Annotated in this window: 19 protein-coding genes; 9 read left to right on the plus strand and 10 right to left on the minus strand. The window is 62.3% G+C overall.

Translation table 11 applies throughout. The features are described from left to right. The first annotated feature begins 22 nt into the window (after positions 1–22). Complete coding sequence (locus ARUE_RS21580; protein WP_014923324.1) at positions 23–1,582, plus strand: serine hydrolase domain-containing protein; 1,560 nt, start codon at positions 23–25, stop codon at positions 1,580–1,582. On the opposite strand, the gene ARUE_RS21585 is transcribed toward ARUE_RS21580, so the two are convergent. From ARUE_RS21585 to ARUE_RS21600, 4 genes are all read right to left on the minus strand, one after another. Further along, complete coding sequence (locus tag ARUE_RS21585) at positions 1,566–3,563, minus strand: penicillin-binding transpeptidase domain-containing protein (RefSeq protein WP_043471608.1); 1,998 nt, start codon at positions 3,561–3,563, stop codon at positions 1,566–1,568. The two genes, ARUE_RS21580 and ARUE_RS21585, sit on opposite strands and share 17 nt — an antisense overlap. A 113-nt stretch (positions 3,564–3,676) precedes the next feature. Beyond that, on the minus strand, positions 3,677–7,525 hold the full coding sequence (locus tag ARUE_RS21590) for an NPCBM/NEW2 domain-containing protein (protein WP_014923326.1): 3,849 nt from the start codon (positions 7,523–7,525) through the stop codon (positions 3,677–3,679). A gap of 124 nt (positions 7,526–7,649) precedes the next feature. Further along, complete coding sequence (locus ARUE_RS21595; protein ID WP_011776773.1) at positions 7,650–8,306, minus strand: response regulator; 657 nt, start codon at positions 8,304–8,306, stop codon at positions 7,650–7,652. After that, the gene (locus ARUE_RS21600; RefSeq protein WP_014923328.1) at positions 8,303–9,583 is read right to left on the minus strand and encodes a sensor histidine kinase; all 1,281 of its coding nucleotides are present in this window, start codon (positions 9,581–9,583) and stop codon (positions 8,303–8,305) included. The genes ARUE_RS21595 and ARUE_RS21600 overlap by 4 nt, the downstream gene beginning before the upstream one ends. Before the next feature lie 195 nt (positions 9,584–9,778). Here ARUE_RS21600 and ARUE_RS21605 point away from each other — a divergent pair, with 195 nt between their 5' ends. Further along, a complete protein-coding gene (locus ARUE_RS21605; RefSeq protein WP_187329909.1) occupies positions 9,779–10,858 on the plus strand; it encodes an ABC transporter permease in 1,080 nt (359 codons plus the stop codon). Positions 10,859–10,882: 24 nt separating this feature from the next. Beyond that, the gene (locus ARUE_RS21610) at positions 10,883–11,581 is read left to right on the plus strand and encodes an ABC transporter ATP-binding protein (protein ID WP_014923330.1); all 699 of its coding nucleotides are present in this window, start codon (positions 10,883–10,885) and stop codon (positions 11,579–11,581) included. Here ARUE_RS21610 and ARUE_RS21615 read toward each other — a convergent pair. Further along, positions 11,578–11,973 carry a winged helix-turn-helix transcriptional regulator gene (locus ARUE_RS21615; RefSeq protein WP_014923331.1) on the minus strand — a complete coding sequence of 132 codons (396 nt, stop codon included), beginning with the start codon at positions 11,971–11,973 and terminating at the stop codon, positions 11,578–11,580. The two genes, ARUE_RS21610 and ARUE_RS21615, sit on opposite strands and share 4 nt — an antisense overlap. A gap of 100 nt (positions 11,974–12,073) precedes the next feature. Between ARUE_RS21615 and ARUE_RS21620 the strand changes: the two genes are divergently transcribed. Beyond that, positions 12,074–12,679 (plus strand): NAD(P)-dependent oxidoreductase, encoded by a 606-nt coding sequence (locus tag ARUE_RS21620; protein WP_014923332.1) that lies wholly within the window; start codon positions 12,074–12,076, stop codon positions 12,677–12,679. Between the two features lie 5 nt (positions 12,680–12,684). Here ARUE_RS21620 and ARUE_RS21625 read toward each other — a convergent pair whose 3' ends face one another. From ARUE_RS21625 to ARUE_RS21640, 5 genes are all read right to left on the minus strand, one after another. Continuing rightward, positions 12,685–14,130 carry a phytoene desaturase family protein gene (locus ARUE_RS21625; protein ID WP_014923333.1) on the minus strand — a complete coding sequence of 482 codons (1,446 nt, stop codon included), beginning with the start codon at positions 14,128–14,130 and terminating at the stop codon, positions 12,685–12,687. After that, complete coding sequence (locus ARUE_RS21630; protein WP_187329910.1) at positions 14,123–15,640, minus strand: glycosyltransferase family 87 protein; 1,518 nt, start codon at positions 15,638–15,640, stop codon at positions 14,123–14,125. Before ARUE_RS21630 ends, ARUE_RS21625 begins: the two co-directional genes overlap by 8 nt. Before the next feature lie 130 nt (positions 15,641–15,770). Beyond that, positions 15,771–15,911 carry a hypothetical protein gene (locus ARUE_RS24535; protein WP_011776781.1) on the minus strand — a complete coding sequence of 47 codons (141 nt, stop codon included), beginning with the start codon at positions 15,909–15,911 and terminating at the stop codon, positions 15,771–15,773. Positions 15,912–16,510: 599 nt separating this feature from the next. Continuing rightward, positions 16,511–17,092, minus strand: a complete 582-nt coding sequence (locus tag ARUE_RS21635; protein WP_011776782.1) for a histidine phosphatase family protein — start codon at positions 17,090–17,092, stop codon at positions 16,511–16,513. Continuing rightward, the gene (locus tag ARUE_RS21640; RefSeq protein ID WP_014923335.1) at positions 17,089–18,555 is read right to left on the minus strand and encodes a CCA tRNA nucleotidyltransferase; all 1,467 of its coding nucleotides are present in this window, start codon (positions 18,553–18,555) and stop codon (positions 17,089–17,091) included. Before ARUE_RS21640 ends, ARUE_RS21635 begins: the two co-directional genes overlap by 4 nt. Positions 18,556–18,751: 196 nt before the next feature. Here ARUE_RS21640 and ARUE_RS21645 point away from each other — a divergent pair, with 196 nt between their 5' ends. The 5 genes from ARUE_RS21645 to trxA all read left to right on the plus strand — a co-directional run bounded on the left by ARUE_RS21645 (position 18,752) and on the right by trxA (position 24,631). Next, a complete protein-coding gene (locus ARUE_RS21645; RefSeq protein ID WP_043470909.1) occupies positions 18,752–19,255 on the plus strand; it encodes an NUDIX hydrolase in 504 nt (167 codons plus the stop codon). Positions 19,256–19,281: 26 nt separating this feature from the next. Further along, complete coding sequence (gene murJ / locus ARUE_RS21650) at positions 19,282–21,297, plus strand: murein biosynthesis integral membrane protein MurJ (RefSeq protein WP_014923336.1); 2,016 nt, start codon at positions 19,282–19,284, stop codon at positions 21,295–21,297. Positions 21,298–21,437: 140 nt separating this feature from the next. After that, positions 21,438–23,084, plus strand: coding sequence for an ABC transporter substrate-binding protein (locus ARUE_RS21655; protein ID WP_014923337.1), 1,647 nt, complete (start codon positions 21,438–21,440; stop codon positions 23,082–23,084). 229 nt (positions 23,085–23,313) lie between these two features. Continuing rightward, on the plus strand, positions 23,314–24,270 hold the full coding sequence (gene trxB, locus ARUE_RS21660; RefSeq protein ID WP_014923338.1) for a thioredoxin-disulfide reductase: 957 nt from the start codon (positions 23,314–23,316) through the stop codon (positions 24,268–24,270). A gap of 34 nt (positions 24,271–24,304) precedes the next feature. Beyond that, positions 24,305–24,631, plus strand: a complete 327-nt coding sequence (trxA, locus tag ARUE_RS21665) for a thioredoxin (RefSeq protein WP_014923339.1) — start codon at positions 24,305–24,307, stop codon at positions 24,629–24,631. Positions 24,632–24,761 lie beyond the last annotated feature (130 nt).

Raw genomic sequence — 24,761 nt, forward strand, 5'->3', positions numbered from 1 at the left:
TCAGCCGAAGTGCAGGTGCGGCATGCGGGTTTCTCGATGGTCATCGCGCGGCTTAGTGTCGTGTGTCCTTGCCGCCGCCGTTCTGGGAGGTTCCACTACTCCGGCTCCGGACAATGCCGTCATCGCAGGGTCAGCCTACGGGGAGTTGGACGCCTTCCTGCAAGACCAGCTCGGCACCCTAGGGATTCCCGGCGCCGCTGTGGTGGTTGTCCAGCACGGTGTCCAGGTGCATTCTGCTGCGTTTGGCCGTGCTGACGATTCGGGAAGGCCCATGACGGTCCGCACGCCCGTGCTCTTGGCTTCCACCAGTAAGTCACTGACGACAATCGCCGTGATGCAGCAAGTTGAGGCTGGTCGGCTGGAATTGGATGAACCTGTGCGGACGTACTTGCCGTGGTTTGCGTTGAAGGACAGCCGCGCATCCGGAATTTCCGTCCGCCACTTGCTCCACCAAAGCAGCGGTATGTCATCAGCAGACACGGCGTTTGAAGGCAGCGACGCGCAAGGCCCGGAAGCCCTTGAAGATGGTGTGCGTGCTTTGTCAGGCTCGCCTCTGGCCAGGTCACCCGGGGAAGCTTTCGGGTATGCCAACGCGAACTACAACATTCTTGGTCTCCTGGTGCAGACAGTCTCGGGCCAACCTTTCGGCGATTACATGAGGCAGCACATCTTTGAACCCTTGAACATGACCCACAGCCATCCGACGCAAGCGGCTGCCCGCGCAGACAACGTGGCTGCCGGGTATTCCTTGTGGTTCGGCTCATTTTGGCGGCAGACGGATGTTCCTGCGCCCTCCACCGGGATGCCGTCCACCACTATGTACTCCTCCGCCGAGGACTTGGGTCACGAGCTAACAGCACTGCTGGGGCAAGGGCGGTACGGCGACGCCCCCATCCTCCAGCCGCACAGCGTGAACGCGATGTTCGAGCCTGGCGTGCAGGTAGACGGCTCCAAGGGGTACGGCATGGGATGGTTCACCCGCCCACTTGTGGAGTCCGCGGATCCAGCCAAGCAACCACAGGATTCAAAGTTGCCGCTACTGCTGGAACACCAGGGCGAATGGGGCAACTCGCACACCTACTTGGCAATGATTCCCGATTCCGGTATCGGTATCGCGTTGGTCATCAACGCCAATGACACGTCCGCGCCCTCGCGGCTCAAAGCCATTGATGGCAATGTCCTGCGGATTCTCCACGGACAGTCACCCGTACCCACGATGGTGCAAGAAGACTGGCTGCAGCGCTACAGCTGGGCGGTCGCGCTGGGACTGCTTCTCGCGGAGCTGCTCAGTTTGTGGCTTTCACTCTCTGTCCTGCTTCGGGACCGCGGAAGGTCCCGGACGTGGAAGCCACCCACCCTGGCAGTCAGCGCCCTCCTCCTTGATGCGTTCGCGCTATGGCTGTGCTTCCTTTACGCACCCGCGAGGTTCGACACCAATGTGGCCGTCATCATCCGCCAGTTTCTCGACGTCGGGATTTCCTTGGTACCTGTCCTGGTTTTGGCTGTCCTTTGGCCTATCCCACGAACGGCCTTGCTTCTCTGGAGGGCGCGGACGCCTTCCAAAGTCAGCCAGCCGCGGTAAGGAATGACTTCAGCAGGGGCCCGCTGGTGGTGGCACCCAGGCCGCCTTCTTCCACGAACACGGCAACTGCCAGGTCCCCGTGCGTCGCGACGATCCACGCGTGCGTCTTAGGTGGGTTGTCGTTGCCGAACTCTGCGGTACCGGTCTTCGCTCCTACCGGCGTCCCGGGCACTTCGGCCAGGAATCCTGCGTGGCCGGAGGTCACGACAGCCCGCATCATGTCGGACAGGGCAGCAGCTTCTTCCTTGGTGATCGGCTTGGTGGACGCCGGTGATACGGGAACGGCACTTACTGAAGCGGACGACGGCGACGCGGTGCCGCCTTCTGTGGGCGTGGCGCCGGCGCTGGGGTCCTGGCCCGTGTCCGGGTTCTGGGCGGCGTCGGCGTTCAGCACGAGCTGCGGAGAAACAGGAGCGCCGTTAGCAACGGAAGCTGCCATGACTGCGGCCGAAAGCGGGGAAAAGAGCACCTTGCCCTGGCCAATCATGGAAGCGGCGTGCTCGGTGCCTTCCGCGGCACCAGGAACCGAACCCAGGAACGCGTCAGCACCCAGCTTGGGTGCTTCAACCGCTACGCCCAGAGCCTGGGCCGCGGATTCGAGTTGGTCTTGGCTGACGGAGTCGCGGGCGTTGATGAAGGCGGTGTTGCAGGAGTGCGCAAATGCGTCGCGCAAGGCCACCGAACCAAGTGAGCTCTCCGGGTAGCCCTCGGCATTCTTGAACGTCCGGCCGTCAACCGTGAGCGTGGATGGGCACTCAACCTTGGAATCAGGGGTTGCGCCGTTCCGGAACATCGCCAGGGAATCAACGATCTTGAACGTGGAGCCCGGTGCGTACTGGCCCAGCAGTGCCGTGTTGTAGCCGTTGCTTCCGGGTCCGGACGCTGCAGCAAGGACAGCTCCGGTTGATGGTTTAAGGGCAACAATGGCCGACGCCGGCCCAACACCGGCCAAGGTCTCTTCGGCCAACTGCTGGAGTTTCAGGTCAAGCGTGGTCTTGAGCGTAGTGCCAGGGGCTGGGAGCGACGAGAAGAACACTTTGGTGCCGGGCGTCTCGCCTTGAGACTTCACCTCAGGCGTGGCAACTACTTCCACGCCGTCTTTGCCGCGCAGCAAAGAGTCGTACTTCTGCTGCAGGCCGCCGGTACCCGTGGTGTCTCCAGCACGCAGCGCACCGTTGGAGTTCTCAATTTGTTCGGCGCTGGCTTGGCCAACACTGCCCAGCAATGCCCGCGCAAAAGTGCGGGTTGGTGCCAAAGCCATGGAGTCGAGGATGCTCGAACCGCCGGGAATGGCCTCAATTTTCGCTTCAGTGATCTCCGCCGTGTACGCGCGGAGGACGAGGCCTTCCACGAAAGCCTGCGGACCTGACGCAGCAACCTGCTTGGCGTACTCTTCTGCGTCCAGCCCGAGGAGTGCAGCCATGGCACGTGCTGAGGCGTCGGCTTGCTCTGCGGGGACCTTGGTTTTGTCGATGCCAACACGGAAGACGGGACGGTCCTCAACGATCGGGGCATCTCCTGCACCCAGGATCTGGCCGCGCTGGGCGGGAACTGTCTTGACGGAAAGGGTCTCACCCTCAGAGAGTTCCGGAGCAAGGAGGGCCGGTGTCCATTGGACAGCCCATTTGTCGCCGGACTTCTTCAGCGTGGCCTCGGAGCTGTACTCCCACTTGGCCGAGCCGATGTTCCAGCTGTAGTTCAGGGGGAAAGTTGCGGTGTCGCCGTCGAGTTTGACGTCACCGGATGCCACCGACGGCTTGGCCTCGAGTCCCGCAAAAACCGCCTTGAGCTGATCGTTGGCCGCGGCAGCGTCCTTACCCTCAACGGCGAGCGAGCCGACGTCGAGCGCTGACAATGAGGAGGCGAGCTGCTTGGCTGCTCCCTCCGCACCGGCGCGGCCGTCATCACAGGCAGTCAGCGAACCAGCCATCACCAGCGATACGAGACCAAGGACAAGACCGTGTTTTCTCAATTTCCCCATTTGCGACATTATGCCCGGTTCCACTGACAGTTTCTTGTGGTGCCCGTTAAACGGACAGCCGCCGCCCGCCACCCAGGCTGGAGTTGGCGAGCGACGGCGATCTTCACGTCAGGTTACGAAGCACAAGTGAACTTGGCATCACCCCACACACCATGTGCCCCGTTGATGGATCCGGAGGGGTCCACCACCAATTCCACATAGGCGGCGCCGGTGAGGTCAACGACCACGGCCTCCGGCGCGAATCCCGGAGTGTACGTGCGCGACTGGTACTTGTTCACGCCGTCGGTGTTGACCTTGAAGATGATGTTGCCGCCGAAACCGCTCTCAAGGCCCACTTGGGAGGTGAACGAGGTGCATTTGCCGCCCAAGTAATAGGTGATCTTGGACGCCGCGTGCACACCCAGACCTTTGCTGAACACAGGCTGCTGACCGGTTGCGGGGTCCGTGTAGTTGATGGCCAACGGCTTGTCCGGGGACGACGCCGAGTCCTTGTTCGCCACGTTCTTGCCAATCACGCCGTAGCCGTTCAAAGCCTGCACCCACGGCGTTTCCGAGGCATATACGGAGCCAACCGGTACGTCCGGCAGCGGCTGCGATGTCACTTTCCAGTCGAAGAACTTCACTCGGGTGTCGGTGGGCAGGGTGACGGATGCCAACTCTTTGGTGGGGTTGAGCCGGACCGTGTTGGAGAACGCCTGGTACTTGTATTGCGTGTACTCCGGCGAGGGCCCGTTGGCGTTGTTGCGGCCCTGCTCTGACACTGCGAGCACCGCGCCGTTAAGAACCGACGGCTGCAGCCAGTTGGGGAAGAAGATGGACTGATTTTCCATGCTTCCGTCGGCATATGTCAGTGTCAGGGTGGGACTGGTGCCATTGCCTACTGCAGCGGATCCAAGGACTGCCAAGTGCGTTCCCTTGCCCTTGACGGCAATGGTTTGCGCGGACAACGCCACCGAGTTGGGGACATCGGGTCCGACGGCCGGCCACGTGTAGTCAACCTGCGTCGGTTTTCCGGCGTCCACTGTCACCGTGCTGCCCGGCCGGACTCCGCCGGCAGGAACCGTGGCGGCGGCCAGCTGCTCGGCAGCGAAGGTGGCCCCGCCGCCGTCGAAGTTTCCAAGCGCCTTACCTGCCACCGTGGTGACCGAAACGGTGTTGTACGCCGCGGCCAGAGAACCAAAGGCTACGTAGATCTGGTTGCCGCCGGTCACCGATTGGTTCGCGTCCGAAGCAACGTACGACGCCGAGACCCGCACAGTCTGTTGGCCCGCCTTTGCGCTGGAGCCGGGTTTGATGACGAACGTTGCGGTGGTGGTCGCACCGCCGTCGACCTTCGCCGCGGTTGCGCCGGAGGAAGACACCACAGTCCAGCCCTCAGGCAGGATCGGGGTCAGGACGACGTTGCTCTTGGCTTTGGTTCCGGTGTTCACGAACGCCGCCGTGACCGTGGTTTCCTGATCCTGGAAAACCTGCTGGCCGGTTGTCACGCGAACCTCAGCTGCAACGTCCTCCTGGCTCTTGCCGCCCAATGGACCGGCTTGCTGTAGCTGGACAGTGGCGGACTGGTTGGAGGCGATGGAGCCCGTCTTCACCCAGATGGTGCCGTTGTTGGCCTCATCGAAGTACCAGCCGGTGGTTGCTGCGGCGTAGGCTGCCTGCGTGGAGTGCTGGGCCAGCTTGGTGCCGCCAATCTTCACGTCCTTGGGCGCTGCGCCGGCGTGGACTTTCAATTCATAGGGACGTGCCGCCGCCTTGCCGGTGTACTCACCCTTCCGCTCACCGATGGACACCTTGACGCTGCTGTTGCCTGTGCCTGGGGCATCCACGGAGAAGAGCTGGCTGGAGGACTTGCCATCCTTGAATTCGCGGGTCACCTTATCGTCCTCGTACAAAGTAAAGGTGTCCTGGCCCTTGGCGTAGACGTCCAAGGTGATCATGGAATCTTCCGGAACCAACGAGGCGTTGCGGGCCACGATGCCTTGCGGGATCACCGCACCGGCACGAACGAACACCGGCAGCTTGTCCAGCGGTGCGTTGTAACCGTTGAGGATCTGGCCGCCCTGGTAGAGCTTGCCGGTCCAGTAATCCACCCACTGCTGGCCTGCGGGGAGGAAGATGCCATTGCGGACATCGGTCTGGGTGAAGACCGGGGCCACAAGGAAATCGGAACCGAGCATGAACTGGTTGTTCGCCTCGGCCCCGTAGGACCACTCCTGGTCAGGGAACTCAAGGGCCATGGAACGCATCATGGAAACCCCGCTTGTGGATGACTCCTGAGCCAGCGTGTAAATGAAGGGCATGAGCTGCTGGCGGAGCTGGAGGTACTGGCGGTTGATGGCAGTCGCCTCGTCGCCGTAGAGCCACGGACGCTTGTCTGTCGCAGCCCAGCCGGACATGGAGTAGAGCGCCGGGGCGAAAGCCTTCCACTGGAGGTCGCGAACGTACGACTCAGCAGAGCCGCCGAAGATGCCGTCAACGTCACCGGTGGTGAACGCCAAACCTGAGTTGCCGGCGCCGGTGAGGGCCGAGACCTGCCAGCGGACGGCGTCGAGGTTTCCTGAATGGTCGCCCGTCCACTGCATGCCACAGCGCTGGGAGCCGGCCCAGCCTTCAACCATCAGCGAGGTGCCGCGGGCATTTGAGTACTGTTCGATGCCTCCGTGCGCCGCTTCGCAACCGGTGAGCGCTTGGCGGTAGCCCTGGCCCACCCACGCGACGTCCAGCTTGCGGAGCCGGACACCGGCCTCGCCCACTTCGTATTCCTGGTTGGTCAACGAGCGCTGCGTCCACAGGCCAACTTTGAGGTCGGTTTCTTCCTCGATGTTGCTCACGGTTTCCGGAAGTTGCTGGTACTCGCAGCCGTAGCCGTCATTGACCAGCATCCAGCCGGCGGGCATGTCGTTCTCAACGAACTTCCGCGCGGTCTTGATGGCGTCGGGGGTCTTCTGCTTGGCGCCGTCGGGATCGCCGTAACCGGAGGAGGAGTAGCCCGGGTTGGAGCGGTTGTAGCAGTCAGCATCGCCGTACTCCAAAGCGTAGACCGGGGGCATCATCGGCTTGCCGGTCAGCGTGGTGTAGGCGCCCAGGGACTGCTTGTAGTCACCCACGAAGTAGTAGGCGTCAAAACGCTTTTCCTCATGCGTAGTGGTGGGCTGGCCAGCGAAGTTGTAGGAGCCGCGGGCGAACGTGTCGCGGAGGACTCCGTAGCCCTTGGAGGACATGTAGTAGGGCACAGCGTTGGGGTAGCCGTCGTCGTCCCAGTCGAAGTTCTTGGCGATGTTGATCAGAGCGCCGGTGTGGACGGAGCGGCCGTTCTGCATGCCGCCACCGATGAACTGTTCGCCGTCCTGCTGGGCGAGGTGCTGTGTGGCCGAGTTGGCGCCGAAGGTGATGGGCGCGGACTCCTCCAGAACCAGCGAGCCGTCAGCCCTGAGGACGCGGAGTTGGGTTGTGGCCTTGCTGATCTCGACGCTGATCTTTGCGGTCTTCAAAACCAGCCAATCGCCATCCGTTACGGTGGGCGTGCTGCCGGGGAATTTGTCCTTGCCCACCACGATGTTGGCAGTCCTGGCAGGGTCGCCTTGGTCGGTGTTGGCCGGGTCGGTGAACTTTCCGCTGGGGTCAGCTTCCAAACGGAAGTTGCCGTCGTCCAGGAACGTGACCCTGATGGCGCCCTTTTCAGCGGAAAGGTCGACGACGTTTCCGGACTGGGTGAACCCGTTCACCGCTCCGAGGGGTACTCCGGCGGCATCGACTGGGACTTCGGGGGTGACGGTTTTGATGGATGCCGGGTCGCCGGGAGCGGCATTGGCGGCTGTGGCAAAGGTGAGAGCGGGGATGGTTCCTGCGAGGAGTAGCGAGGCCAAGCCGAGGGAGGCGGCCTTCCTGGCTAACGAGCCTTTTCTGGAGTAGCCGGCGCTGTTGGGAGCAGCGCCGGATAAGCCCAAGGAGGGTGCGAACATGTGGGGCCAACTTTCGACGAGTGACTTTTTGTGATCTAACTCATAGCGAAACGTGCACTAATCGTCACTGCAAAAAGGGCAAAGGTCAACCGTTTCACCAAAATTGCCTATCCACCTAGGGGAGTCAGTGGCCGCGGATAATCCTGCGCTGCGTAGCGACGGCAATGGCTGCCGTACGGTTGTCCACCCCGAGCTTGGAGTAGATATGCACCAGGTGAGTCTTCACCGTGGCCTCGGATATGAAGAGTTGCTTGGCCATGGCGCGGTTGCTCATTCCCGTCGCCAAGAGCTCCAACAGTTGGACTTCCCGGCCGCTCAACGCCGGTGAGGGGTTCCGGATGCGTCCCATGAGGCGCGCCGCGACCTCGGGCGCCAGCGCGGTTTGCCCGGCCGCGGCGGACAGGACAGCCTGCCGAATCTGCTCCGGCGGCGCGTCCTTCAGCATGTAGCCGCTGGCGCCAGCCTCCACTGCGGCGAGGATATCGGCGTCAGTGTCGTAAGTCGTCAGAATCAACACGGGTGGCGGGGGATTACCGCCCTCGCCGGCCTTGATCTTCTCCGTGGCCGTCACACCGTCCATGCCGCTGCCCATTTGCAGATCCATGAGCACCAGGTCCACGGGCTCGCCCAAGGTATGCAGCTTGCTGAGTTCCACCAGCGCGGCATCACCCTCAGATGCCTCGGCAACCACGGTCACGCCTGGAAAGTCGGCGAGCATCGCACGGAGTCCGGCCCGGACCACGGGATGGTCGTCCACTAACAGCACCCGAATATCACTCACACAGCACCTTCATCCACCGGCAACGGCATCCGGACCGCAACCACTGTCCCTTCGCCCGGAGCCGACTCGATTTCCAGGCTGCCATCCAGCGCGGCAAGCCGCTCACGCAAGCTCTGAAGCCCGACGCCGGTGCCGTCGCCACGCGCTGTACCTGCCGCCGTCGACGGTTCGAAACCTATGCCGTCGTCGAAAACATCCAACGTCACCTCCGCGCCCAGAAAGGACAGCGTCACGACGGCGGCCCGAGCGTGGGCATGCGCCCACACGTTCGCGAGGGAAGCCTGGGCCGCCCGGAGCAAGGTGGTCTGGTACGTATTCGGCAGCTCTACGGGCGCACCCACCAGCTCGAAGCGGCAGCGCAACGCGGAACCCCGGGCAGCAGCTTCCGTCTCCGTTTTTTCACAGAGTCGTCGGAGCGTGTCCACGAGTCCCGATTGCTCAAGATCCGGTGAACGCAAGCCGCGCACAAAGCTCCGCGCTTCGGCAAGGTTGGCCGATGCTGTGTCCTGAACGATTTTCAAGCTCTCCCTCGCCGTCTCCACATCGCTGCTCTCCAAGGCTTTCTCCGCGGACCTGCCCATCAGCACAATGCTTGAGAAGCCCTGAGCCAAGGTGTCGTGGATTTCCCGGGCGAGCCGTTCACGTTCAGCCAGCATTCCGGCGTCGTGCTGGGTTCGGGCAAGCTCGGCGCGTGTCCTGCGCAGCTCGTCGGCAACTGTGCGTTGGTTTTCGGCTTCCAGGAACAGTGCCCGGTAAGCCAGCCCTGTAACCACCGCAAAGACGGCCCCGAACACCGGTCCCAGGATCATCGAAAGCTGCAGGCCGCCGTCGGACGATCCCCGGCTGTGGAACCACAGCGTGCCCACCAGAAGGGCAGTACTCCCAGCAATCGCGGGTAACGCGAGTCCACGGGGGAGCAGGTGCAATTGCAGGAAGAAGAGCGGGAACGCCACCCATGCGAAGTCGCTGCTGACCAGGAGGAGGAGCAACCATAAGAGCATCACCGCGGCAAGCCACCAGCGTGCGTACTTTGAGGGGTTGAACCGCGAGGGGTCGCTTGAATGGCGCTTCTCCAGAACGGTTCCGGCCAGATAGACGGCAGCCAGCAGGGCGGAAAGCCCCAAACCGGCGGTCAGTGCCACCGGCGAGGGCGTCCCGGCGGTTCCCACGCCAGTCAGCAAACGAACGATTGCCACCAGCAGCAGGACCGCGAAACCGACATGCAGGCTCACGCGCAGCACGCGGAGGATTGTGGCGGCGCCAGCGGGAGACTGCATGCTTCCCAGCGTATCCCCGGCGTTGTGCAAACCGCCCCGGATTCAGCGCTCCAGGGCGGGAATCAACCATTTGGATGATCGCCGGTTCAACCCCTCGACGCCAGGTAATCCACCCGGCTCCCGATGCTCCTTGGAGCCATCCCCGGAAGAGTTGATGGTGCCGGGACCAAGCCCGCATTGAATCGAAGGAATCCGATGTTTCTCGCCATCCGCGACATCCGTTTTGCCAAGGGCCGTTTTGCGCTCATGGGCGGCGTCGTTGCACTGATCACTCTGCTGCTCGTCATGCTTTCCGGGCTGACTGCGGGCTTGGGCAACCAGTCGACGTCGGCCATTGAGGCGCTGCCCGCTCAGCAGATTGTCTTTGGCGCTCCCGCCGGAAGTGAGGCCACGGCGTCGTACACAGAGTCCGAGGTTTCCACGGCACAGCTTGAGACCTGGCGGGAACAGCCGGGCGTGACTTCGGCGCAGGCACTCGGAATCAGCCAGACGCGCTTCCAGTCTTTGGGTGGGTCTGGCACTCCGAGCGGCACGGCGAATGCGGCAGTCTTTGGCGGCTCCTTGGCACCGTCTGCTGTGGAGGACGGAACCGTCGTCGTGGGCGAAACTCTTGCCAAGGAGCTATCGCTGGAGGCCGGTAGCCTCGTCCGGGTTGGCGGGACGGACCTCAAGGTCTCGGATGTTGGGGAGGACCAGTGGTACTCCCACACCGGAGTGGTGTGGACGACGCTCGACACCTGGCGGACCATCGCGCACGCGGCACCCGGCACTGCCACTGTCCTCGCTGTAAAGCACGACGCCGGATCCACCGTTGACCTCGACGCAGCCAATACGGCGGCTGGCACGGTCAGCACCGATCCCGAGGGCTCTTTTCAGGCGCTGGGCTCGTACAAGAGTGAGAACGGATCACTCATGCTCATGCAGGCATTTCTTTACGGCATCTCAGCCTTGGTGATCGTCGCCTTCTTGACCGTCTGGACTGTGCAGCGCACACGTGACATCGCCGTGCTCAAAGCTTTGGGGGCACCGTCCGGCTACGTAGTGCGGGATGCCCTCGCCCAGGCGGCCCTGGTATTGCTGGTTGGCGCCTCAGTTGGCGGTCTTGTTGGTCTGGCGGGCGGTATCTTGGCGGCGCAGGCTGCACCTTTCCGGATCACGCCTATGACCACGCTGGCACCCATTGCAGGGATCATCCTCCTTGGCTTGGCTGGCGCGGTCCTGGCGGTCAGAAACGTGACCAAGGTGGATCCTCTGCTGGCCCTCGGCGGCAACTAATACATTCCTAGAAAGGCATATATCGTGATAACGCTGAACCTCGCCAACGTCTCCCTCGAATACCCCGACGGAGGCACTACGCTCAAGGCCCTCGATGCCGTCAACCTCAGCGTCCGCAGGGGTGAGTTTCTTTCATTGGTTGGTCCCTCCGGGTCCGGTAAGTCATCGCTGCTCGCCGTCGCCGCGACTCTGGTGAAACCCACTGCCGGGCTGGTCGTCATCGATGGCCAAGACGTCGCCTCGCTCAAGGAGGCCGAACGCACAGCCCTTCGCCGGGACAAGGTGGGCATCATCTTCCAGCAACCTAACCTGCTGCCGGCCCTGACCGCCGTCGAGCAGTTGCTGATTCGCGAGCATCTGCGGGGCAAGCGGGTGCGCGAAGAGCGGGGGAAGGCGGCGGAGATGCTGGACGTCGTCGGACTTTCCGGCGTGGCGCACAAGAGGCCCCACCAGTTGTCCGGCGGCCAACGTCAGAGGGTGAACATTGCGAGGGCTCTCATGGGCAGCCCCACAGTTCTTCTGGTTGATGAACCCACAGCCGCGCTCGACCACGAACGGAGCGAGTCGATCGTCCGGCTTCTGCGTCAGGTAACCGATGAGTTCCAGACGGCCACCGTGATGGTCACTCACGACACCGAGTTCCTACCGCTCACCGATGCAGTCGCCACAATGCGGGACGGACGAATCAGCCGCGCCCTGGTCCCGTCCGCGCAATCCAACTAAGGGGAGCCGAGGAGAGCTTCGTCCTGGGCTTCGTCATAGGCGTCGCGGGCTTCCAGGATGGTGGGCACGTGACTCTCGGCCCAGTGGCGCAACATGGTCAGCGGCTGCAGCAATGACTCACCCATCGCCGTGAGTTCATAGTCCACCCGCGGCGGCACCTGGGCATGGACGGTCCGAGTGATCAGCCCATCGCGCTCCAGGGCACGCAGGGTTTGCGTCAGCACCTTGGGAGTCACCACGCTCACCATTTTGCGTAGCTCCGAGAACCGCACCGGCCCGTTGCCCAGCACCTGAATCACCAAGGAAGCCCACTTGTCGCCGATGCGCTGAAAGATCACGCGCGACGGGCAATTGGGGTCCAGGATGTTGGCGGGCAAGTCGTTGGTATCCATGAGTATCAGTATCCCTGAGGTAACTAGGTTCCTTTGAAGCTATCAGTATCCGGTGGATACCTTTGGGGTTATTGCAAGGATACCAACCTCAAGGAGAGCTATGAAAATCGCAGTGTACGGCGCAACGGGCATGGTCGGCAGCCAGATCGTCAACGAATCCATCACCCGCGGCCACCAGGTTACGGCCATCTCCCGCAAGGGCGCAGAGGTTCCCGGAGCCGCTGCCCAGGCAGCCGATCTGGCTGACGCCCAGGCCTTCGCCTCCATCGCCAAGAATCACGACGTCGTCGTGCTGGCTACGGGCCCCAGCCGCACCGGCGGCGATCATGGCGAATGGCTTGATGCGATGGCTTCCGCCTACAGCAATGCCGAAGGAACCCGGCTCATGATCGTCGGCGGCGCCGGCACCTTGGAGATTGACGGCGTCCGGCTGCTTGACTCCCCCGAGTTCCCCGAAGCCTACAAGGCTGAGGCCACTACTGCCGCCAAGGCTTTTGAAGCTGTGAAGCAGACGCCGGAGACCATTGACTGGACGGTTTTGGCTCCCGCTCCCGTCATTCAGCCGGGTGAGCGCACGGGTGAATACACCCTTGCCAAGGATTCACCGGCCGGCAACAGCATCTCCACTCAGGACTACGCAGTGGTCATGCTGGACGAAATCGAGAGCCCGGCTCACCGCCGCGCCCGCTTCACCGCCGCTAACTAAACGAGCTAAAGGCCAACGCCCAGCCCGGGTACCCGCATCTTGAATATGTCTTTGAGAGCATATCTTGCAGCGTGGTACCCGGGCATTCCCGTGACACCGGGTCCTGGCGGCGTTGACGAGGAACACAGGTATACGCCCGGCATGGGAGTCCGCCAAGGCGCGTTGGAAACTACCGGCCGTTGCACCAGACCGCGGAGGTCCAGCAGGCCGGCACTGAAGTCGCCACCAACGTAGTTCTCGTTGTACGCGGACAGTTCCGCCGCCGTCGTGGTTTTTGAGGCCACCACAACATCCCGGAAGCCTGGCGCGTACCGCTCAATGCGTGCGGTGACAGCTTCCGCCATGTCCACGGTGGAGTTGGCAGGTACGTGGCAATAGGACCACAGAACGTGACGGCCTTCCGGCGCCCGGCTCGAATCCACCAGCGATGGCTGGGACACCAGGACATAAGGCTCGGTTGGATGTTTGCCCATGTCCACGAGGTTCTCGGACTCTGCCATCGCCAGCCTGGAACCGCCAACATGGACCGTCCCGGCCTTTGCCAATCCGGGATCACGCCATGGAACAGGTCCGGACAGGATGAAGTCCACTTTGCACGCTGCATTCCCAAAGCGGAATGCTTCGAGAGCCCGGCGGTAGCGGTCGGGAACTTCCGAGCCACCCAGGCGTGCCAGGGTTGGCGGTGCAACATCCAGCAAGATGGCTTTCGCGGGCCGGACCTGATCCAGCGAATTCACTTGTTCGCCCACGTGGATAGTGCCGCCGTGCGCTGTGAGGTCGTCAGCCATGGCCTTTGCAATGGACATCGAACCACCAACAGGTACAACCCAACCGCCTGCGTGCGCCAGGACGCTGAGCAGCAGTCCGGCACCCGTTGAACTGAGGGACGGCTGCGAGCCGAGTGCATGCGACATCACGCCCGTCAGCAGCGCAGGGGCGGCTTCTTCGCGGAATCGGCGCATCCATAGCGGGGTCCCCTGGTCCAGTGTGGCCAGCCCGAACCTGACTGCCGCCACGGGATCCTTTGGAATGCGCAGGAGTTGGTTGGAAGTAAAGTCCACCACCCCGTCCACGCGCTCCAGCAAGGGTTGAAGCAGCCGTCGGTAAGCCGGACCGTCGACGCCTAGTTCCTGCACCGTCCGATCCAGGGATTGGTAGGCCAGGGCGGCCCCGCCGATGTCCAACGGTGTGCCGTGCTGGATCTCCGGCAGCCGCAGATCCACGCGCTTCGATAACTCAAAAGCGCGGAAGAAGGGGGATGCCACAGCCATGGGATGCACTGCCGAACAGACGTCGTAAAGGTATCCAGGCTCGATCAACTCGCTGGTCCGCGATCCTCCGCCGATCGCATCAGCTGCCTCGTACAGATGGACACTCAGGCCCGCGCGGGCCATAACCACTGCGGCGGACAGGCCGTTGGGGCCGGCGCCGACGACGGCGACATCAACCATCGCTGTTTACCTCCGTACGCTGCGGTGCCTTGGGATCGGTAGTCTCTACCGTAGCCCGGGGCCGCCATGGCAGCACTGACCGGGAGGGGCGGAACACATCGAGCCGCAGCCAGTCCCGGGCATCGTCGAATGGTCCCCCATGAGGGTCGTCCTGGCCATGGGCGCGGAGTGGATCCTGGGCAGGATCCCAGATATCGATGACCACCCTCACCATGAGATACGCCGTGGCAACCATGTGCAGTCCTACGGCCAGGACGTAGTAGGACATGTCGATGTTGTGCTGGACGGAACCGCCACTGGTTGTTTGGCCCAGATACATCCAGACGGCCGCCCAGTGCAGCCCCTCGGCCGCTTGCCAGATGAGGAAGTCCCGCCAGCGGGGTCGGGCCAGGGCGAGGAGGGGTATGAGCCAGATGACGAACTGGGGCGAGTACACCTTGTTGGTCAGGATGAATGCGGCAACTATCAGGAACATCAGTTGCGCCAGTCGGGGTCGCCGTGGGGCGCAGAGGGCCAAAGCAACAATAAGAACGCATGCGAGGACGAACAGGGATAGGGCCAGGGTATTGATGGTGGCTGCGTCCATCTGCACCCAACGAACCCGGTCTGCCACAAGGTTGTAAGCGAACCAGGGTGAGCTGTACCCGGCAGGGCGGTCCTGACTGAATTCGAAGAAGTATCGCCAGCCGGAGGGGTTTATCACTGCAACGGGCAGGTTCACAGCCAGCCAGGACGCAATGGCTGCACCGGCCGTGATGAAGAAAACGCGCAGCTTGCCGGTGCGCAGGGCCAATACCAGCACAGCACCAAGTATGAGAACCGGGTATAGCTTGGTGGCGGCACCCAGTCCGATGCACACGCCGGCCAGGATGAGCTTGTCCCGGGAGAAGAAGTACATTCCCAGGGCCAGCAGTCCCACAACCCACATGTCCCAGTTGATGAATCCGGCCAGGATGATCCCGGGGGCTACGGCCACCATGGCGGCGTCCCACGGCCGGCGCCTGTTAATCCTTGCGGTCAGGAGGACCGTGACGATCCATACCGCAACGATCAGTGTTGCGTTGACGTCGAAGTAGCCCAGGATGCGTTCGTTTCCTACACCTTGGCCGGGAACCAGCAAAGCGGTGACCCCCGCGATGATGCCTATGAGAACCGGGTACTCGAACAGGCTGCCCTGGGTGAAGAAGGGAAATATGCCCTCGCCCAAGCCGCGGTTCCGGAAGAGTTCCGGGAAGTCGGAATAGCAGGTTGCATAGAACTGGCCGGGGGTCTCCCACCCACGGACCCGGCAGAAGTCCTTTGCAAGCACTGCGAGCAACGCAGCGAAAACTGTGAGGATGATCAGGACCCGTTCCACAGTGAACGGACCGGATGCGATCCTTCCGGGCGAGGAATGTTTGCCAAGGGGCCCGCCCACGAGCTCCGTGAAGTGGCGAAGCAGGGCGTCACTGCGGCTTGGAACCACTAAGCGGGCACGTTTTTGCAGCCGGTGAGGCTTCGTCTCCTGCATGGGATCGAGCTTACAGTCCTGCGAGGTTCACCGGCTTAAAGGGGAGGAGCCCACGCGTAGCCGCGTGGGCTCCTTGAGGTTCAGCATGAATGTGTGGCACCTGAACTCCTTCGGGGCTGGCTGAAGGGCATCAGCGGATGAGTCCCATCTGGTGCAGGACAACGTAGACGTCTTCACGGCGCTGGTCGAGCAGCTGGCCGTTGAACAGGGTGCGGTCCTTGGGAGCATTGACACTCTTGAAGAAGCGCATGTCTTCGGGGCGTTTTCGCATGGTTCACCTCCTTTCACGGAAGAATTGAACGGAATTTAGGCACAGCAATTAGAGCCGAATGAATTCGTAAGAAATCAAGGCCTAAAAGGGCGTAAATAGCCGAGGCTAATAGGGGTTTCGCGGACCGAATCAAAAGAGATTAGTCGTGCAATAGCGCGTGCTTCCAGCAGCCGACCCAACAAGAAGCTGGTTCCGAACTATGGGGAAACTGCGCACCCGCGGCATACTGCGTGGGTCCGCGCCTACAACTGACTACTCAGCCATCCAGAGACAGGATGGCCGTCAGGAATACCGCCGGCAACAAGCCGGTCCGGTAGTTCAGGAGTGGGTCAGAGAGCAAAAATGGCGTCGATCATCAGCAGAGGCCGGGGTAGCAGTGACGGTCAACTTCCGTCCGCTAGTCAAAGTAATCATTTTCCCAACCTCCTTTTCTGGCTGATAAGCAGCCTGCTGTGGCATGGTCCCGGCTGACTGAACCGGGGAATGCGCGCCTGGTTCCCGGCGGGTCGCTCTGGGAACAAGATATAAGCTACCCCACGAACGGGGAGTTTGACCAGCGAAATTAGCTAATTCGCCAAAAGTTTTTCTAAATTCGTGTTTTAGAGTCCCCAACGCACAATTGCAGGCGTCCGCTTATCCCAACCAAGGGTGCAGACCTTCGCAGTTCCCAGAATGAAGTGCCGGCCTTCGCGTGCATCCATTTCCAGCCACCGCGCTGTCAGGATTCGGGAGAAATGACCGTGGGCCACTACCAGGACATTGTCCATTCCGGATTCCAGAACGCGTCCAATGATCTTGTCGGCCCGGGCCGCAACCTCATCCAAGGTCTCCCCGTTGGGTACGCCATCTGTCCAGATGAGGTAGTCCGGGTTGTCTTTGCGAATCAGGTCCGAGCTGATGCCTTCGTAGTCCCCGTAGTTCCATTCCACAGCCAGTGGCTCATGGACGGCCTCAGGGTAGCCTGCGAGTTCTGCCGTGCGGCGGGCGCGGCGCAGGGGTGAGGTCAGGACCAGGTCGAAGTCGATGCTTTCCAGGACCTTGCGGGCTTCAACAGCCTGCTGCTCGCCCTCAACAGTGAGGGGGAGGTCGGTCAGGCCGGTGTACTGACCGCTCTTGGACCACTCGGTCTCGCCGTGGCGAAGGATCCAGAGTTGCGGACGCGGTGAAGTCGCAGCGTTCATGAGGGCTCCTCAGTTTCGGTCAAAGGCTCGACGGCGGACTCGGGTTGCGCTTCCCACCATGCGAAGAGTTTCTGCTCGGCTTCCTCGGGGGACAGCGGACCGTGTTCCATTCTCTCTTCCAGAAGGAACTTGTAAGCCCGTCCCACCACGGGACCCGGTTTGAGTCCCAGGAGCCTCATGATCTGCGCACCATCCAGGTCAGGCCGGACAGCCGCCAGTGATTCCTGTTCCAGAAGCGCCGAGATACGTTGCTCAAGGTCATCGTAGGCGAAGGACAGGCGGTCGGCCTTGCGCTGGTTACGCGTAGTGACGTCGGATCGGGTGAGCCGGTGAAGGCGTTCCAGGAGGGGACCGGCGTCGGTGACGTAGCGGCGGACCGCGGAGTCGCTCCAGCCGGCATCGCCGTAGCCGTAGAAGCGCATGTGCAATTCCACCAGGCGTGAAACGGCTTTGATTGAGTCGTTGTCGAACCGCAGTGCTTTCATGCGCTTGGCGGTCAGCTTCGCACCCACAACGTCGTGGTGGCGGAAGCTCACCGCGCCGCCCGGTTCAAAACGACGCGTAGCCGGTTTGCCGACGTCGTGCATTAGCGCTGCGAACCGCAACACAAAATCGGGGCCGGGCACAGGGCCGTCAGGTCCTGTTTCCAGTGCAGCGGCCTGCTCAAGGACCTGAAGGGAGTGCTGGTAAACGTCTTTGTGCCGGTGGTGCTCGTCGGCTTCCAGGCGCAGGGCGGAGACCTCGGGGAGCACGAACTCAGCAAGGCCCGTGTCCACCAGGAGGTCGATGCCCACGCGGGGGTGGGTTCCGTTAATAAGCTTGACCAGCTCTTCACGGACGCGCTCGGCCGAAATGATTTTGATGCGGTCTGCCATTTGGGACATGGCCAGCCGGACGTCGTCGTGAACCGACACGCCGAGCTGCGATGCGAAACGGGCCGCACGCATCATGCGCAGGGGATCGTCGGAGAAAGAGGCCTCCGGGGCGCCTGGTGTGGCGAGCTCTGACGCGTGAAGGTCGCGAACACCGCCGAAGGGATCCACCAGTTCCAGGCTCGGCAGGCGCAGCGCCATGGCGTTGATGGTGAAGTCGCGGCGGAGAAGGTCGTCGGTCAGGGAGCTGCCGAAAGCCACCACGGGCTTGCGCGAATCGGGGTCGTAAGCCTCCGCGCGGTACGTGGTGATTTCAATCTGGAAACCGCTCTTCTTCATCCCGATAGTGCCGAAAGCGCGGCCGATTTCCCAGAAATTGTCCGCCCACTTCTTGATGACGGAAATGGTCTGGTCCGGCGTGGCGTCGGTGGTGAAGTCGAGGTCCGGGGAGGTTCTGCCCAGGAAAAGGTCGCGCACGGGTCCACCCACCAAGGACAGCTCGAAGCCGGCGTCGACAAAGCGCTGCCCGAGGTCGAGCACCACCGGATCGATGGTGAAGTTAACAGAAGAGCTGTCCAATACGTGCGCCATAGTTCCTTAAGCTTGGCAGATTTTTGCGCAGCAGTGGGCCACTGTTCCATGCGAAATCAGGCATGTGTCCGCGGAGCATCTCCTGCAGTACATCTTGTGGCCATGTCCCGGTCATCACTCCGGGGCAAGAGTCGTTAGAGTGGACCTCATGGCCAACCCGATCCCGAGCGCTCCTGGCAGGAGGACAAACGCACCGTTGCCGTCGGCAATCGGCGCGCACGTCGCGCCTGCCCAGCAGCACCCGGTGCAGGCCTCGCTTCCCACTGTTGAGGAAGTGTCAGCCGGTGGCGTGGTAGTAGACACGTCCGACGGCGAACTCCGGGTTGCGATTATCGCCCGCCTCAATAGGGGTGGCCGGCTTGAATGGTGCCTCCCGAAGGGCCACCCGGAAGGCCGCGAGAACAACGAGGAAGCTGCTGTTCGTGAGATTGCCGAGGAAACCGGCATCGAGGGCAACATTCTGGCGCCCCTTGGCAGCATCGACTACTGGTTCACCGTGAGCGGCCACCGCGTCCACAAGACCGTGCACCATTTCCTGCTCCGGGCAACGGGCGGCGAGCTCACCATCGAGAACGATCCGGACCAGGAAGCCGTGGACGCCGCGTGGGTTCCCATCCAGGAACTGGCCCGAAAATTGTCCTTCCCGAATGAACGCCGCATCGCCGATTTGGCACGGGAAGTGCTTCCCGAACATCTCTGACCCGGGTACATGGGACGATAAAGGCGATGTCTGAAGCCAAAACAACCCAGTCCGTTCAGTCCGGAGAAGCACGTTCCAGCGCCATCATGGCCGCAGGAACGCTCGTTTCCCGGTTCCTTGGCTTCGCCAAAACGTGGATGCTCGGCGCCGCCCTCGGCCTGGGCTCCACGATCAATGACACGTTCATTAACGCGAACAACCTGCCGAACCTGATCTTCCTCCTGGTTGCCGGCGGCGTGTTCAACGCCGTTCTGGTCCCACAGATCATCAAGGCCAGCAAGGCCCCCGACCGAGGCGCGGACTACATCAGCCGCCTGCTGACACTGGCAGTCCTGGTGCTTCTGGCGTTGACGGCGCTGGTAACGCTGGCGGCACCCTTGGTCATCGACCTCACCACGCAAGGCTACTCCGAGCAACAGAAGGCCTTGGCGGTCACCTTCGCTTTCTGGTGCCTGCCGCAGATCTTCTTCTACGGGCTCTATGCCCTCCTCACGCAGGTGTTGAACGCCCACGGAGCGTTCGGCCCCGCCATGTGGGCCCCGATCCTCAACAACCTGGTGGCCATCGCCGGTCTGGGGATGTTCATCTGGATCTTGGGCGAGAACATTCACAACCCCCACACCTTGGACAACTGGGGGCCCACCCAGACGTTCCTGATTGCCGGTTTCTCCACTTTCGGTGTGGTCGCGCAGACTGCCATTCTCCTAATCCCCGTCTTCCGCCTGCGCCTCGGCCTTCGTCCGCGCTTCGGCTGGCGCGGCGTTGGACTCGGCCAGGCAGCCAAGCTGAGCGTCTGGACGCTGGCGACCGCCGCCGTCGGACAACTCGCGTTCCTGTACGTCATGAGGATCGCCACCATTCCCGGTGCCGAGCGCCTCCGTCTGAGCAACGCGGGGAATACAGTGGCCGCTGCGGTCCTGCCCGGCAACGCCGTCCTGGAGGTCGCGAGCCAGCTCTACCTGTTGCCGCACTCGATCATTGCATTGTCCTTGGCTACCGTCCTCTTCAACCGCATGACACGCGCGTCGCAGGACGGCAACAAAGCCGAGCTGCGGGACGCCCTTTCCCACGGCCTCCGCACTATGGCTGTTGCCACCGTTTTCGGTGCCTTGGCGCTGTTCGCGCTGGCCGGTCCGCTGGGAATGTTCTTCTCCGGTGGCGAACCGCAGGACGGCGTCATGCTGGCGCAGACGCTCACCATCCTCGCGCTGAGCACACCCTTCCTGAGTGCAAACTTCATGATGTCCCGCGTGTTCTACGCCAACGAGGACGCCCGCACGCCCCTGTACGTCCAGTTGTGGTTGGCCGTGATCTACGTGGTGGGCGCATTCTTCATCCAGTTCCTTCCCGTGGGCCAGATCATCTACGCGATCGCAATCCTCTACACACTGGGCAACATTCTGTCCGTGGTGATCAGCGTGGTGTTCCTGCGCCGGTTGCTGGGTCACCTCGACGGGCCGCGCATCGCTAACTCGTACATCCGCATGGGCTACGCAGGCCTGGGTTCTGCGCTTGCCGGTGCAGGGGCTTTGTGGCTTCTGGGGAGCTACCGTGCCGACGGCTTCGCATGGAGCAGCCGCCCGGCCGCCTTGGTGACCGTCGTCGTCGTTGGGCCTGTCATGCTGCTCGCATACCTGGTCCTCCTGCGCGTCTTCCACGTCACCGAACTTCGCGACCTCCTGCGTCCGCTCATGGGCCGTCTGGGTCGCGGTGTCCCCGCGCCCGTTGGCGCCCCTGCGGAACCCACGACGCCGGCACGCGCTACGGTCTCTGACGATACCGGTTTGATTCCGCGCATCTCGGGCGAGTTCGACGCTGCTTCCTTCAGGGCCGGGCCGGCTCTTGCCCCTCAGCGTTCTCCCGAACCCGCCACCGGCGGCTCACCGGGCGAGCCCAAGACCTACCTTCCGGAAGAAGACGCGCCAAGCACGGCCCGCGGCGGCAGGTTCCGTCCACAGGTCCCGCTGCCGGGTCGACGCACCTACCAAGGCGACGCCGGACAGAATCCGTACTTCCCCACACGCGGAAGCCACAGGAAGTGAGCCGGTGCCGCCAACACGGGCGGCGGGCCTCAATCCGTTAGGCTAGAAACGAATATAGGTAGTTGCAAAAGAGGTTCAACCGGTTCACCCGGGGGAGCCATGTGCTGGACCGCAGCTCCCGGACAGCCTAGGAGGAACACGTGTCCCACCCGATCGACGTCGGATCAGTACTTGGCGGCCGCTATAAGGTCACGGCCAATGTATTGACCTCGCATGACCAAGATCAGGTGCTCGACGGCGTGGACCAGGTCCTCAACCGTCCCGTGAGCATCCTTGTTGCCGGTCCCGGAAATGCCGAGCAGGTGGCCCAAAGCGCCCGCGAAGTGGCCACCGGGGAGAGGCCGGGCCATGTTCAGATCCTGGACTTGGGAATCAGCGAAAACACCACGTACCTGATCACCAACCACAGTACCGCTGCTGATCTGCTGGACCTCGTGGTCGCCACCAACCCGCCTTACATCGAGCCTTTCTTCACGGAGACGCTCGGAAGCGAGATTTTTGGCCGGCCGCGCACCTATGAGCCCGAGACGTACGACGGTCTTTACGAGGATGATGAGCACGACGCCGAGTACATCCAGTACGACGAAAACGGCTACCCCATCCCGTACGAGTCCGACGGCGAGCAGTCTGAACCTGCCGCGCCCGCACGCACTGCGCCGCACGTACCACCCATGCCCTCGTCCAGCCCTTCTTCGCAAAAGAGCGGGATCGCGGGCAAGCTGGCTGCTGCCGCTGCCGGCGCCGGAGCAGCGGGGGTCGCTGCCGCTGCCGCTCTGAAGCACGCGGGTTCCAAAAACCACGACGCCGGTGCTGCCGCCGCTGATACTGCAGGTCCAGGTTCTTCTGCCAACGGGGGCGGAGCGTCGCCTGCTGTTGCATCGCAGCCGCCGACCCAGGCCGTTTCATCGCCGCCGGTTTCGTCGCACACTGCCAACCGCGAGCCTGCTGCGGAACCAAAGGTTTCCCTGTGGTCCCAGGAGGACTACGGATTTAGCGGCTCAGGCGCAGATGCTGGTGGTTCCGGTGCTACAAACCGTGGCAGCGACTCCGGCTACGATCGGGCGGCCAGCAGCTTCCCGGCGTCGTCAGCTGTTACGGACGATTACGCGGACGAGGAAGTTTACGAAGACGAGGCTCCGGAGAAGGAACCGCGTTCACTGCGCTGGCTCGTCGGTGGCCTCCTTGCCGCCGTTTTGGTGGTGGGACTCGTCCTGGCGGTGACCAACCTCGGCAGCCTCTTGCCCAGCGGCGCACCGGCCGCCACGCAAAGCACGCCTGCCCCGCAATCCTCGGCTCCGGAAACTGAGGAGCCCGCGCCCACGCAAGCTCCGGCACCTGCCACGCCGCCGGAAATCGAAGAGATCAGCCGCCTCGGCGACTTCCCCTTCGCTGCCACCTATGACAAGGACCTTGCCCGGGCCTTTGACGGTAACGCTGCAAGCTACTGGTCGGACATGGAATTCGCCTCCGCAAACTGGGGTGGACTTTTCGAAGATATGCCGCTTGTGGTCAAGCTCAAGGAACCCACCGAGGTCAAGTCCGTTGTGCTCAACCAGCTGGGTGGTTCCGGCGGTAGTATCAGCGTCTACACCAACGATCGTCCTGCGATGGACGGCGCAAAACTGGTGGGAACCAACAGCTTCACATCCCCGGAACTGACCATGCCGCTTGCAGCACCGACGCAGACCCAGTACGTCATCGTGGTCATCAGCGCGCTCCCCAAGCTGGCTGCACCGAAGACGCGATTCGGCTTCGGACTGCGTCTCGCTGAGGTCACGGTGCAGTAGCCACACACCATCAGATAGCAGTTGGGGCCGTTTTGACTCGTCAGAACGGCCCCTACTGCTGTCTGCGTTGGCGTCACCGCTTAGATTCGGCATGCTTGCAGACGGTACCCTGAATGATGGTGGCTTTTAGGGTCCCCAACTCCAACGGAATATTTGGAACGCAACAGGGGTTGAGTCAGGTGGCTGCCCCGAAAGCCGCAGCATCGACTAAGGAAGAGGTTCACGCCAAGTGAGCATTGCAGAAAACAGCGCATCGCAGGTGCGTGACGTCATCATCGTTGGTTCAGGCCCTGCCGGCTATACAGCCGCCGTTTACACCGCCCGCGCCAACATGAAGCCTCTGCTCATTGCCGGTTCCGTCACTGCTGGTGGCGAACTGATGAACACCACTGACGTGGAAAACTACCCGGGATTCCCGGAAGGCATCATGGGCCCGGACCTCATGGAGAACTTCGAGAAGCAGGCGGCCCGCTTCGGCACCGAGATCCAGTTTGAGGACGTTACCGAGCTGGACCTCGACGGCGACATCAAGACCGTGACCATCGGAACGGGGGAGACCTTCCAGGCGAAGGCCATCATCCTGTCCACAGGTTCGGCCTACCGCGAGCTCGGCTTGGCCAACGAGAAGCGCCTCTCAGGCCACGGCGTTAGCTGGTGTGCAACCTGCGACGGTTTCTTCTTCAAGGATCAGGACATTGCCGTCATCGGTGGTGGCGACTCCGCCATGGAGGAAGCACTGTTCCTCACCAAGTTTGCGAAGTCCGTCACGGTAGTCCACCGTCGCGATACCCTCAAGGCTTCCAAGATCATGGGTGACCGTGCCCAGGCCCACGAGAAGATCAAGTTCGTCTGGAACACGGCCGTTGAAGATGTTCTCGGTGGGGACAAGGTGACTGGTCTCAAGCTGAAGAACCTCGTGGACGGAACCGAGTCAGAACTCGCTGTCACCGGCGTGTTCGTGGCCATCGGCAACGACCCCCGCACGGACCTCATCAAGGGCAAGGTTGATCTGACCCCTGAAGGAACCATTGCCGTGGAAGGCCGTAGCTCCCGGACCAACATCAAGGGTGTCTTCGCCGCGGGCGACGTCATTGATCCCACGTACCGCCAGGCCATTACGGCCTCGGGTTCCGGTTGTGTGGCTGCCCTTGACGTTGAGCACTACCTCGCAGACCTGCACTCCTAAGCTGCATCCAAGCAACCATACGAAGGGAAAAGTTATGAGCAACGCAAAAGACGTAACTGACGCAAGCTTCAGTACGGATGTCCTGGCTTCCGAGAAGCCGGTCATCGTGGACTTCTGGGCAGAGTGGTGCGGCCCCTGCCGCAAGCTCGGCCCCATCCTCGACGAGATCTCCGTCGAGTACAGCGAAAAGGTTGACGTTGTGAAGCTCAACGTCGACGACAACCCCGCCATCGCCGCCGAGTACGGCATCACGTCCATCCCGGCCGTGTACCTGTTCAGCGGGGGAGAAGTGAAGAGCACCGTCATCGGCGCCAAGCCGAAGCAGTTCTTCGAGAAGGAATTCGCGGACGTCCTGTCCTAAGTTTTCCAGACCAAGTTACATCGAAAAGCCGGCGGTTGCTGCTCCTCAGGGAGCGGGAGTCGCCGGCTTTTTGTTTCCTTCAATGATTTCAAACAGATTCGGTCTCATTAGTACCGTATTCTTCCTGAGC

This window comes from Arthrobacter sp. Rue61a (assembly GCF_000294695.2).
Lineage (GTDB): Bacteria > Actinomycetota > Actinomycetes > Actinomycetales > Micrococcaceae > Arthrobacter > Arthrobacter aurescens_A.